Genomic DNA, 12,564 nt, shown 5'->3' on the forward strand with positions numbered 1-12,564 from the left:
TGAAAATTCGTTGTCGCTATTCTAACCTTGGTGTTGATACCGTGCAGTGCATCCGTCAAGCACAATTCAAAGCAAACCGCTACAAACGTGGGCTATCCCCCCATTATGTGAGCACATGGGATTCGACCGATTGCCCGGGAAGCCGGAACCACCATGACTCGATAAACTCTTGGACCGATCCCATACGCCCCATCCAATCCGACAACATCCCCTCAAAGAAATACCGATGCCAGCTTCTGCCGACCGCCCCCACGATCAACTTCGACCGGTTCAAATCGAATGCGGTTACTTGGAATCCAATCCCGCCAGCGTCTTGTATCGCAGCGGCAAGACCATCGTTTTGTGCACCGCTTCGATCGAGCGAGGTGTGCCGCCATGGTTGGAAGGAAAAGGCAAGGGTTGGGTCACAGCCGAATACAACATGTTGCCTGGCAGCACTAGCCCGAGAAAGCGACGCGACCGAAGCGGCAAAGTCGACGGGCGTACCACAGAAATTCAACGCCTGATTGGTCGCAGCTTACGAGCGATCATTGACTTAGACGCACTTGGCGAACGAATGATCACAGTTGATTGTGACGTATTGCAGGCTGATGGTGGTACTCGCACCGCATCGATCACCGGCGGTTACATCGCCTTGTCGCTCGCCGTCGCTCAACTCGCCAAGCTACCAGCGACCGAACTTCCTGCTGTTGATCCCAAGGCAGTTTTACCGCAAAGCGTGGCCGCGATTAGTGTCGGTGTCATCCAAGACGACGTGGTCTTGGACCTGGACTACAAACTCGACTCCGCCGCCGACGTTGACATGAATGTCGTGATGACCGGCAACGGCCGTTTCATTGAGATTCAAGGCACCGGTGAAGAAGCAACTTTCGACGATGCTCAACTGGCCAAAATGCTTTCGCTGGGCAAGAAAGGCATCGCCGAACTAACCACTCTGCAAAACGAAGCGATTGCTTCAGCCAGCTGATTGGCTAGCCGCACTGGACGATATATCGCGATCGGCTTCAATGACCGATTTTAGATTCGAACGCACGACTTCTAGCACCGCTTGCTTCACGTCAAGAGATGTCATTCCATCGGTCTGAATGACAACAGCATCGAGTGCCGCTCGTAGTCGACCAACCGGTCGCATGCGATCTTCCAGATCACGTTGGTTTTGGGCCATCAGAACTTTCTCGTAAGAAGATTCCTTTCCCGCCTGTTGCAATTGCAGGTGTCGACGCTTGGCACGTTCTTCCGGCGACGCCGTTAAGAACACTTTGCATTCGGCATCAGGAAAGACTTCAGTCCCTTGATCTCGGCCCTCGGTGACAAGATCGCGGCCCTTAGCGATGCGACGCTGCTGCATCGTCAAGCAATCGCGAATTTCTGGTGGGTCAGCAACGTAGCGTATGTTCGCCGTGACTTCAGGCGTTCGAATTTCGATCGAGACATCCTGGTCGTCTAAGGCGATCCGGTCATCTTTCCAACTCAATTGTGCCTGGCGTGCGTATTCAACCAACGCCGCCACATCCTCAAGCTCGATTCCTCGGCGGATCGCGCCGAGTGTGATCGCCCGGTACATCGCTCCGGTATCTAAAAAAGCAAACCCAAGGTCCTCAGCGACTTCTCGAGCGATGCTGCTTTTACCGGCGCCAGCAGGTCCATCAATGGTGATAATCATGTTTAAGCAACTGAAAGTATTGTCGGATATTGCGAGCGAAAATTCGCAGTATTATTTCTGACCGATTTGCTCACGTAGCGTTTGCAGCAACTTCTGCACCTGTGCGGAATCGATCGAATGCGGAGCACGTTTGCTGGATGCAAGATCGGCCATGTTGGTATTCTCAGGACGATTGATTTCCAGAGCATGACCGGCCGATCCGTCACCGCTGATTCGGTCGTGGGCAGCCACACCATCCTCGCCGCGGCGAGGATGCGAGCTTTGCGAAGCCCGTCCGTATCGAACCTGATAGAACCACTCGGTGAGTTGCTTGACCGGTCCCTGCAATTGTGGCGTAGTCAATGAAGCGGATAACTCTGCGGGCGTCTGCCCAACCTGACGGTGGTAGCCAGCCAGTTCGAGCAACTCCAGCGTTTCAGCATAGAAAGCCACGCTTGGTTTCGCCGCTTGCGCCTGTTGTAAACCGATCCAACGGTTCCGAATCCAACCGGTCAGATTCCACTTCAGCAGTACGGCCAATAAGACACATAACGCGATGGCAGACAACGCGGCTGGAAGCGAGAACATTCGCGTCCCGGCGATCCCTTGAACCTCACCCGCATTGATTCGCAAGGCATAAGTCTTTGCACTATCAATCCAACTGCGATAAGACTGGGTCATGGGTGCCAGCGAAGGTGTCGACAAGAGCGTCTTGCGTTGACGATCCGAGTCCATCTCCACGACATAATCAGTCCACAAGTTTTGTGCTAAGTCAGCAAACTGGCGTATCCCGGCATCATCCGTGTCCGAAACCCCGCCGCCCGGCGTGGGATCGAGCCGCAACCAATAATGCGTCGATTTCGGCTGCCCGTACGTGTTCTCGCTTAGTGGGATCTTTTCTCGGTCCACCAACGCTTCCACCCAAGCGTGCGCGTGGCTTTGCCGGACAATGAAATACTGTCCCAAGTCACTAAACTCATTGCAGTGATATCCAACTACGAGCCTTGCCGGGATCCCTTGGCTACGCAGCATCATCGCTAACGCGGACGCAAAATATTGACAATGACCACGCGGATCCGTCGTCAAGAATTGCTCGATCGGATCCAGGCCCACCACCGGTTTGACATCACCAGCAAGCGAATAGCTGAACCGCTGATTCATTGAAAGATATTGTTCGAACTGCCTCGCGATCTGAATCGGCCCGCGTTTCGACGCCGGCATTTCACTGACGATTTGATCCGCGATCAGTTGCACGCTTGGCATACTCTGCAAAGGAAACTCAAGCACACGATCAAGGTAGTCCAGCTCACTCGAACTCGGCATCCGAGTCGATTCCTCCTCCCCGGATTCCTCCTCCACATTCATCCGGTGCGCTAGCCATGGCGTTTGCACTCCATTTCGAAATGCATGCGTGCCAAAATGATACTCAAGCGGGTCATACCACCTTCCCGAACTGGGTGCCTGAAAATCATCCCGTCCCACAATCCACTGCGCCGGTCGATATTGGATCTCGCCGCTACCGACGATGCGATGAAACGGCGCGATCGCAAACAGTGCTGGCGTCCGAAGCGATTCCGTGCTCACCTCGACGTGGACACGGTCATAGAAATTCAAGTCACTTCGCCGACTCGGCACAAATCTCGCAGGCAATGCACTGGATGGATACAGTTTTGCGTCCGACGTCGTGGCCCAACTGCCTCCACCATCTTTCACGGCGCGATTGGCGATGTAATCTTCCAGCGTCAAGCCACGCAGATAAATCCCATCAACGACTGGGTAGGGCCTATCGGATTCAGGATCATCTAATCGGACACGAAGAGCGCGCTCTTCCGTCATCTGCATCTTTCCGATTTGCCCCAATCGAACGTGATCGCTGAATCCAACAAGGGCTTCCCCTGATACGCCACGCTTGGGTTCAATTCGCCTTGGCAAAACAAAGAAAAACGCCATAGCGACCGATGCGATCGCAGGCATGGTTAAAAACAGGGTGATTACGGGAAGCCGCAAGGCGACTGTCCTTAGCGACTTCAATGCGACGGTGTTGTCCCACAGAAAGTAATGCTGTCCCGCCGGTCGAGTCTCCGTCTCATGTTTGGAGAAATGCACTCGGGCGTGCCCACCTTGATCCTGCGTCGCCTCGACCGATTGATCCGCGGCCAAGAACGCCAAAGCGAGGCCGGTTGCGAACGTTAGCGGTAAAAACCAAATCGCATAATTGAAGGCATCATTGAAGACCGCTGCAACGATGCAATTCAAAAGCGCAAAGATCAACAATTGCTCAAACAATCGTGAACTCTTCTCTTGCAACATCAAGATCGCCTGCGCCACCGCCAATAGCTCAGCGACGGAAATCATCTTCCGGCTAAGCAGCTCTGCACCCTGGATAAAATCGGCAATGCAAACAAGTGCCGTTAAAGCCATTGCCGCATACGCGATCACAGGCGGCAATGCAAAGAACTTAAGCCAGTCAACGAGCACAAACCCAATAACAGCGAACCCCACCACAATGATCGACAACGCTTCCGTATTCGCCCCGGTGCCGATCACCATCCCCCCCAACGCGGTAATCAACGCGAAGGCAAACTTCGTTCTTAATCGAAGCGAGGAATCGGGCACCGACCATGGCGGGGGAGCTTGGCCGGCGGGCACATCACTGATCGGCAACTCACTCATACGGACACTCCCACGTTACCACCGGCGGTTTCGGCTTGCCGCATTCCCTTCTTGGACATCGACGACAAACCGTTGGACTCAAGCACTCCACTCGACTCGACGACCTCTGTTGCCGAATCCGCGACTGCCCAACGCGAAAAATCGGGGCTGGAAACATCGACCCATTGAAGCTGGCTTCGAGACTTCCAGCGTTTGATTGCCAGCCCGGTTGCTGCGTCCGATGCGATTGCTCGTGTTTGCGAACGCGAACTGACGACCAACATGTCCGGTAACCGCTTGGCAACACCGGAAGCCTGCAACATCGCGTCGCTAACCGCAACGCTCGATCCCACTTCAACGCGAGCCAGCGACTGAAGCATTCGGCGCAGGCCCAGGGGTGAGGCATTGCCCGATACGATTTTGAAATCTCGTCCCGCAACAACCAGCAACACCTGACTCTGGTTCCCGTGTGCAAGATCGACGATCACCGATGCGGCCAAACTAATCGCCCGCTCAGCCATCGCGTTCAGCATCTCGCTATCCTCGGTCCGGCCGTCACTCTCAACCCACGCATCCACCAACATGCACAAGTCGTAACGCCGCTGCTGTTCGAATTGGCGAACGGCCGGTTCGCCAAGGCGAGCCGTGGTCCGCCAGTGAATGTGCCTGGGGCTATCACCATGGCGATATTCACGCAGACCGAAAAAGACATCGTCTGCCGGTCCTTGTCGCTGAGCGGTAGCGGAAACGTTTCCGACCCGGCTGGGTAACAACCGATGCCATGAACGTTGCAGCCGCAACAACCGAGGGTACACGTCGATGGTGTCCTCTTCCCAAATCGATTCACGGAAGGCGGTCGACAATGCAAAAGGTGCCAACGTCGAAGCACGCCAACGGCCCAAGCGATACCGACCTCGATGCTGGGCAATCACGTCAAAATATGTACTCGTCGCTTGACCAGCGACCAACAAACCAACGCCGGTACTTGCCGATAAGAAAGGCGACTCACGATTAATCGGCTTCGGCGACAACTTGGAAGAAACGCCTGTCGATTCAGTTGACTTCGTGGAACGTGTCGTGGTGGTTGTCAATTTCCGTCGAAAGCGACCGGTAAACGAACCCGCCCGCGAACTGTCATCGGGTGCGGTCTCCATTCGCTCGATTCCATCTTCGATGCGAACCATCCACATCGGCATCAAACGGTGTTCGTTCTGAATTTGATATCGAATTCGCACCGGCTTACCGGCAAACGCTTCACCGGGCATCCGGCGATCGATACGCAACGCCCCGATAATCGAGCGACTCACACGCCACTGAGCCACCAACGCCGCCAGCACCAAAGCGGCCACGACGATCAACAAATTCAATCCATTAAGAGATCCGCCAAGGACACCAAAAGCACCAATCAGCAGTACCTGGATCCCCAGTCGAGTCAGTCGATGTCGGGTGCTACGACGATCCATAAAGTTTAAACCGGAACGGGAATCGGCTCGATCAAATCAGCAAGTTGCTGCTCAACAACAAAGCGGCTACCACCTTGGAAAATCCCCTCGGGCAACACGCGGTGTGCAAGCGAAGGAACTGCAAGTTGTTTGATATCGTCAGGGACGATGTAGTCACGTCCACGCAAAACGGCCAACGCTTGGCAACCACGATAGAAGCTCAACGCACCTCGCGTGCTAACCCCGACCTGAAACGCTTCATGCTGGCGGGTCGCAGCGACGATATCTAGCAAATAGTCGGTCAGCGAAGGATCGAAACGCACTTCGCCCACATGACTCTGCACTTCCAAAACTTCCGCTTGGTTCAACACACTTTCCAGGTGATCAACCGGTTCGCCGCTGCGGTGTGTCATCAACACCTCACGCTCGATATCCCGGGTCGGGTAACCAATCGACGTCCGCAACAAAAAGCGGTCAAGTTGACTTTCCGGAAGGGAATAGGTGCCTTCGTACTCAAATGGGTTCTGCGTCGCGATCACCATGAACGGCTGAGGCAATGGGTGAGTGACTCCATCCACTGTCACCTGGCCTTCGCTCATCGCTTCTAGGAGAGCCGATTGTGTACGAGGTGGGGCGCGGTTGATTTCGTCAGCCAAAACAACATTGGCGAAAATCGGGCCCGGTGAAAACTCGAACTCACCCGTCGATGAGCGATAAATCATGCTGCCGGTGATATCACTGGGCAACAAGTCGGGCGTGAACTGCAACCGAGAAAACTTGCAATCCAAGCTGCTCGCCAATGCTTTCGCGGCAAGCGTTTTACCAACACCCGGAACATCTTCCAGTAAGACGTGTTCGCCGGCCATCATTGCCACGACCAAGAGGTCGATAAGGTCGTCTTTTCCCAAAACAACCCGAGCGATGTTGTCCCGGAGCAATTGACAAGTCTGATAAGCGTCCCGATGGACCATAACTTCTACTAGATCGAGGTAAAGAAAGCACAGCAGGTGAACAACATAGTAGTGCCTCGGCGCGGCCAATCCTATCGTAGGGGTTAAAAATGCTGTCGGAGCCAGGTCTCTAGGATCAACAAATTCCACAATCGATAACCATGATTTTGGCGTCCGTCATTGTGCGCTGCAACCAAATCAGCCACCGCTTCAGGACGAAAAAACCGCCGAATCCTGGCATCATCCGCCAGCATGGTCTCTTGTACCAACGGTCGAAAATCCTCTCGAAACCATTTTCCGATCGGAATGCCAAACCCCATTTTGGGCCGCGTAAAGATTTCCGGCGGAATCCGATCACCGAACGCATCCTGCAGTAACAACTTCCCTCGACGACCGCGAAACTTATGCGACACCGGAAGCGCGGCGGCAAATTCGACCACCCGGTAATCCAATAATGGCTGCCGAACCTCCAGTCCATGAGCCATGGATGCGACGTCGACCTTCGTCATCAAGTCACAAGGCAGGTACGACAAAACGTCCGATGTCGATGCTCGCGTCACAACGTCTCGACCTTCACTACGAGCCCACACAGACTCTAAAAATTCGGTGGGATCACTACCGGGAAGTTGATCGACGAAGTCATCCGTATAGAGCGACGCCCGCATCGACTCTGGGAAAATTTGCAACCAGTTCAAATAACGCCGTACCGTTGGCTGCCCAAGCGCCTCGACAAACCGTTTGGCTCGACGAGAAAAACTGTGCCGCCCATTTGAATCGGGTAAACGATTGACCAAACCAATTCCCGGAAAGCGATGGACGGGAAACAAACGATTGATTTTTTGACTGAGCCACAACGCTCGATATCGTTCATAGCCGGCAAACAATTCGTCACCGCCGTCACCTGATAACGCGACCGTCACGCTCTTACGGGTAAGATCCGACAGATACCATGTTGGCACCGCCGACGAATCACCGAAGGGCTCGTCGTAATGCCAAACCAGCTTGTCTAGAATTCCGATCGCGTCAGGAGTCACTTCGAATCGCGTGTGATTCGTGTTCAGATGCTTCGCCACTTTTGCTGCATAAGCGGTCTCGTCGAAGTCGGCGACTGAAAATCCGATACTGAATGTCCGCAGTGGCGTGTCGGTGTAATCACCCGCCAACGCCGTAATCAACGACGAATCGATTCCACCGGACAAGAATGACCCCAACGGAACGTCGCTTCGCATTCTCAATCGAATCGAATCGCTCAACAGCTCACGAAGACGCTCGATCGCCTCGCCACGCGAGGTAGGCTTTTCAATCGTAGGGTCATAATTCCAGTATCTTTCGACCCGGAACCCAGACGAGTCCAATACCGCAAAATGTCCCGGCGGCAACTTGTGAACGCCTTTCCAGATCGTCCCCGGATGCGGGATGTATTGATAAGTCAAGAACTCATCAATCGCCGCGGGATCGATCTGATCGCAAACGCCTGGAACCAACGCCAGCGACTTCAACTCACTACCGAAAACAAGCCGACCATCCTTAAACGCATAGTACAACGGCTTTTGCCCAATCCGATCGCGGCCCAACACGATCCGGTTGCGTTTGGCGTCCCAAATCGCAATCGCAAACATTCCATTGAGCTGTGAAAAGACGTCCGTTCCGATGTCTTCGTAGAGGTGAATGACTGACTCGCCGTCACCTTGCGTGGCGAAATGATGCCCGCCACCCTGCAAGCGTTTTCGCAGATCGACGTAGTTATAGATTTCACCGTTGAAGACCATCCGAACACTACCATCCTCGTTCGGCATCGGTTGACGAGCGCCCGCCACGTCGATGATCGATAACCGGCGGAACCCCAGCGCAACGCCCATCGGATTCCCTAAACCATCTCGGTGCGATGGATCGGTCCACGTTTGCGAATCATCGGGACCACGATGGGCGATCACATCAGTCATTCGCCCAATCAGATCATCATCTACCCTTAGGTGATCGCGCAACCAAACCGCACCGGTAATTCCACACATCGACGTTTACCGATCCAGAGTTTCAAGGAAGTCAGCTAGGCGTTTCGCATCAGCACCCTCAAGTGACTCGAGCCCCCGCAGCATTTCGATCGATTGCTGGCGATGCCCCGGAGTGGCCTGCGAGGCAATCGCTTGAAAGGCTGCTTTGGCAGCGGTCGCTTGAGCTTGATCCGCCAGGGTGTCGGTGCTGAGCTGATAAGAAGCCAGTTCATGGGCGATCACAAACGGCAGCTCATCAAGGGTGTATTCCTTGTAGTTGTTCTTGCCCAACATGACCTTCAAGTGGTTTGCATCCACTTCGTTAACAAGCACATTGCGGGTGCTGGTAATCTTAATTTCGCTGTTAACCTGCAAGCTCGTCATCGCTCGAACGATTGCACCGCGATAAAACGTCGCCAAGTCCGCGTACTGATAAATAGTCTCGGCATCCGCTTCCTGTTGTGGAGTCACGGCTTTGGCTTCGGCCTGTTCAGCAAGTGGCACCATCTGAGCCCAGTTTGCAGCCTGGATTGCTTTCCGAGCGACCTCGATCGCCTGGTCCCCAGCCGCAATGTCCGCGGCTGATGGCGGTGTTGGATTGGCCATTTCCCCGGGCGGCATCATCTCACCAGCCGGAGTGTTCGGATTGGTGGCAGGGTTGGGTCCAGCCATGCCGTCAGGAACCGTTGTCTCCGTCGGAAACATCCCCTCAGCAGGCGGCGCACCAGTAGGTGAACTCATGCCACCGGGAGTACCCATCCCACTGGCTGAGTCCATACCGCCAGGAGGCTTCACACCACCGACTGGCGAAGCCTCGCTGGCCGGCGCTCCCATTTCTGACATTCCCGTCGTGGGCATTCCCATTCCGGGCATCCCCATCCCAGGCATAGCAGCACCGGAGCTTTCCGGCTTATTGCCTTGCGGATTGACGCCCATCGAATCTGGACGGCCCGATAGAGGTGGATCTTTGGGCGAGTTAAGCTCTTCAAGTGACAAGCCACGACCGGGGGTTCCGCTACGCGATGGCTTGATGATTCCATCTCCCGCCGCTTGCCGAGGAGAACGCCCGTTCGGGTTGCTGCCCAAATTTTGACTTACCGGCTTTCCGTTCGGATTGGCTCCAGCACCGGTTTTGATCTGAAACCCGTCATCGGTTTTGACGAACTGAACGGAGCCTTTTTGAAAAAGGACAAAGTAGCCAAGCCCGCCGACAACTCCAGCCAGCATCAGCAAAGCCATCAACCCGAGCACGAAGCCGCCCCAGTTTTTCTTCCGGCGAACGGGTCGGCGGGGAGCGATCTGAACCGCAGCGGGTGCGATCGCGTCCGACCCAGATGGCGGAATCGCAGATGACTGATTTCCAGACGACTCGATCGCTGAAGGCTGAGGCGAATGAACAGTCGGCGAGCTTTGAACGATTGGGGGCACCACGGCGTCGACAGGAGAGCGATCCGCCGTCCCCGCAGCATCAATGCCCGCATGACCCGATTGCGTCGCCTCATTAGCAGAAGCTGACGCTTGTGACACAGGGGGAGCCGGCACCACCGAGCTTTCGCTTGCTAGCTTACCGCTACTAGATAGGTTGCTGGACGGCAAAAGCATTGCCAGCGGATCAACCACCGCAGGCGCAGCGGCCTGCTCCGGCTCATTAATAATCCCAAAAGAAGCGTCCAACTCTGCTTTCTTTTTGGGGTCGCTAAGCGTCCGTTGGGCGGCTTGAACCGCCAAGGCTGCTCGTTTCCATTTGTCAGGTTCGGCCTTAGGCTTAGCATGCTTTAGATCAGCAATTCGCCGAGCGATCGCCGATTCGATGGTCGCTGGATCCGATTCACCAATCTGCAGCCCAAACAACTGATAAGCGTTGGGCTGAGTTACATCGGCTGGCAACCCCAGCAATTCTTGGATGCTAGGACCTGACATTAATGCTCTTATTTCTTGCGGTGACGAATCTTCGCGCGCATTCGTCGTTTCTTTCGGCCCACTTTACGTCTACCCTTCCCGGTTCGCTTCGTACCCACCTAGGTCTTTCTCCTATTCAATTTGGATGATTGACAGATTGCAAAACGCGATCCAATGCAACAGCGATCGCAGTCCAGTCCCGTAGCGTAGCAGAAGCACACACTGGAACAAGGTGCATTCAACGATGCCCCGTTAGGATCTCTCGCATTTGCCGGCGGAATCTCAGGCATTCCGCCGGATCCGAGACATTCGGACACCGAAACGTTCAAACGCGCCCGTTCTCGCTAGCTGACCGCTTGGGCCTGGGCGACGGGTTTGACTTCGTATCCCGGGCGGTACTCCCGTTTCAGGAACGAATTGGCGATTTCAGCATGCTCACCCACAAATTGCTCCGTTTTCGGATCATGCGTGAACATCGGACTCGATTTCAGCTCGCTTGTGCTGACGCCGTGGCTGCTTAACGGCGAAACCATAGCGTCGACCAATACCGGCCAAGCCGAAAGATCGATCCCATCGGTCAATTGCTCTGGATCGAAAGCGCCAGCGGCACGGAACGCGACGTTAGCAAGGTTACACCAACCGGTGCTGTGATGACCGTTTTCGATCGGTGCATTCAAGGATGCTGCGTCTCGGGATTGCACCGCCAGCACGAAATTCTCGACGTGCGCCGAAACAATGTCCACTTTGGCTCGGAATGACCGAACCAACTTCCCGTCATGATCGACGGCTTTGCCATGGCCACGTTGCCCCAAGTAGTAGCCACCTTCGCAAACGATCGCGTATCCGCTACCTGGTGCCGCAACGGCAAGCTCACCCTTGGCTTGCCAACCGCCCTTTTTGCCAGGAACCATCGGCAAATTACTCAACGCGATCAGCGTCGGGAAGGTTTCAGTTTCAAACAAAGCGAAGTGATGGTTCGGAGTCTGACCGGCATCATTCCAGGCAACTCGTCCGCCACCCGCCATCATCGCCCGCGGTGTCGAAACCTGGTCCTGGTAGGCCACATTGCGGACATCATCGAGGATATGGACTCCCCAGTTGCCCATTTCACCGCTGCCGGTGTTCCAATCCCAGTGCCAGTCGTAATGAAAGTTTTTGCGATAGATCGGCTCATCCGCCGCTGGGCCCAACCACAAGTCGTAGTTCACTTCCTTCGGCACCGGCAATGGCGTGTCGCGTTTACCGATCGTGCCGCGAGGGCCGAGCCGGTTGGCTTGCACGTACTGAATCTCGCCAAGACCTTTTTCGTCGTGCAAAAACTGGCGAGCTTGCATCTGGATGGGATCCGTTCGCTGTTGGGTCCCAAGCTGAACAATTCGTCCCGATTTTTCAGCGGCCAGGACGACTTGGCGGCCTTCCCACTGGGAATGCGAAAGGGGTTTTTCAACATAGACGTCTTTTCCAGCGTCCAACGCCCACATCGCTGCCAAACAGTGCCAATGGTTGCACGTCGTGATCGCCACCGCGTCGACGTCGGGCGAATCGAGTGCCTTTCTCAAATCGGTCACGGCTTGGGCTCCATGAGCCGCCGCTAGCTTTCCGGCACGTTGCTCGTCCGGATCCGCAACCATGACGATCTTGGCTTGTTCGCACTTACCGAACGCCCGGGCAATCTCTCCGCCTCGACCACCCGCTCCCAAAATGGCGACGCGAACCTGCGAATGAGGTGCCGCTGCGCGTAAGATGCTTGGCATTGCCACGGTTCCCATGCCGGCCGCGGCAAGGGTCAAAAACTGACGACGATCAGAAGCAAGAAGGCTCGTACGGGTCATCGGGTGGAAACTCGTCTAAGAGGATAGAAAGGCGGGTGAATGTGTTAGATCCCAGTCGGTGCAAACCGGACCGGGCTGATTTCATACCGGGGCCGCTAACCTGAATGGGCCGCCAACCTGAACGGTAGGAATCTGAGCATTATGACACAAGACAGT

Annotated in this window: 8 protein-coding genes; 1 reads left to right on the plus strand and 7 read right to left on the minus strand. The window is 55.1% G+C overall.

Translation table 11 applies throughout. The annotated features are described in order from the left end of the window. Positions 1-226: 226 nt before the first annotated feature. On the plus strand, positions 227-967 hold the full coding sequence (gene rph / locus ACR3ZL_RS23665; RefSeq protein WP_473650626.1) for a ribonuclease PH: 741 nt from the start codon (positions 227-229) through the stop codon (positions 965-967). Here rph and cmk read toward each other — a convergent pair. The 7 genes from cmk to ACR3ZL_RS23700 form a co-directional block, all read right to left on the minus strand. Continuing rightward, positions 956-1,663 carry a (d)CMP kinase gene (gene cmk, locus ACR3ZL_RS23670; protein WP_473650625.1) on the minus strand — a complete coding sequence of 236 codons (708 nt, stop codon included), beginning with the start codon at positions 1,661-1,663 and terminating at the stop codon, positions 956-958. The genes rph and cmk overlap by 12 nt on opposite strands. A gap of 51 nt (positions 1,664-1,714) precedes the next feature. Continuing rightward, positions 1,715-4,315: a transglutaminase TgpA family protein gene (locus tag ACR3ZL_RS23675; protein WP_486173011.1), complete on the minus strand. Its 2,601-nt coding sequence runs from the start codon at positions 4,313-4,315 to the stop codon at positions 1,715-1,717. Then, positions 4,312-5,757, minus strand: a complete 1,446-nt coding sequence (locus tag ACR3ZL_RS23680) for a DUF58 domain-containing protein (protein ID WP_473650623.1) — start codon at positions 5,755-5,757, stop codon at positions 4,312-4,314. The genes ACR3ZL_RS23675 and ACR3ZL_RS23680 overlap by 4 nt, the downstream gene beginning before the upstream one ends. Before the next feature lie 5 nt (positions 5,758-5,762). Beyond that, positions 5,763-6,659: an AAA family ATPase gene (locus ACR3ZL_RS23685; RefSeq protein ID WP_473653471.1), complete on the minus strand. Its 897-nt coding sequence runs from the start codon at positions 6,657-6,659 to the stop codon at positions 5,763-5,765. Positions 6,660-6,790: 131 nt separating this feature from the next. Beyond that, a complete protein-coding gene (gene asnB / locus ACR3ZL_RS23690; RefSeq protein WP_473650622.1) occupies positions 6,791-8,698 on the minus strand; it encodes an asparagine synthase (glutamine-hydrolyzing) in 1,908 nt (635 codons plus the stop codon). A gap of 6 nt (positions 8,699-8,704) precedes the next feature. After that, positions 8,705-10,597 carry a DNA polymerase III subunit gamma/tau domain-containing protein gene (locus tag ACR3ZL_RS23695; RefSeq protein WP_473650621.1) on the minus strand — a complete coding sequence of 631 codons (1,893 nt, stop codon included), beginning with the start codon at positions 10,595-10,597 and terminating at the stop codon, positions 8,705-8,707. A 323-nt stretch (positions 10,598-10,920) separates the two neighbouring features. After that, entirely contained in the window at positions 10,921-12,408 is a 1,488-nt protein-coding gene (locus tag ACR3ZL_RS23700) for a Gfo/Idh/MocA family oxidoreductase (protein WP_473650620.1), read from the minus strand. Between the last annotated feature and the right edge of the window lie 156 nt (positions 12,409-12,564).

Source organism: Rhodopirellula sp. J20-39 (assembly GCF_057365095.1).

Excerpts from the sequence above, each read along its gene's own strand:
- rph (WP_473650626.1), top strand. The coding sequence starts at position 227 with ATGCCAGCTTCTGCCGACCGCCCCCACGATCAACTTCGACCGGTTCAA.
- cmk (WP_473650625.1), bottom strand. The coding sequence starts at position 1,663 with ATGATTATCACCATTGATGGACCTGCTGGCGCCGGTAAAAGCAGCATC.
- ACR3ZL_RS23675 (WP_486173011.1), bottom strand. The coding sequence starts at position 4,315 with ATGAGTGAGTTGCCGATCAGTGATGTGCCCGCCGGCCAAGCTCCCCCG.
- ACR3ZL_RS23680 (WP_473650623.1), bottom strand. The coding sequence starts at position 5,757 with ATGGATCGTCGTAGCACCCGACATCGACTGACTCGACTGGGGATCCAG.
- asnB (WP_473650622.1), bottom strand. The coding sequence starts at position 8,698 with ATGTGTGGAATTACCGGTGCGGTTTGGTTGCGCGATCACCTAAGGGTA.
- ACR3ZL_RS23695 (WP_473650621.1), bottom strand. The coding sequence starts at position 10,597 with ATGTCAGGTCCTAGCATCCAAGAATTGCTGGGGTTGCCAGCCGATGTA.
- ACR3ZL_RS23700 (WP_473650620.1), bottom strand. The coding sequence starts at position 12,408 with ATGACCCGTACGAGCCTTCTTGCTTCTGATCGTCGTCAGTTTTTGACC.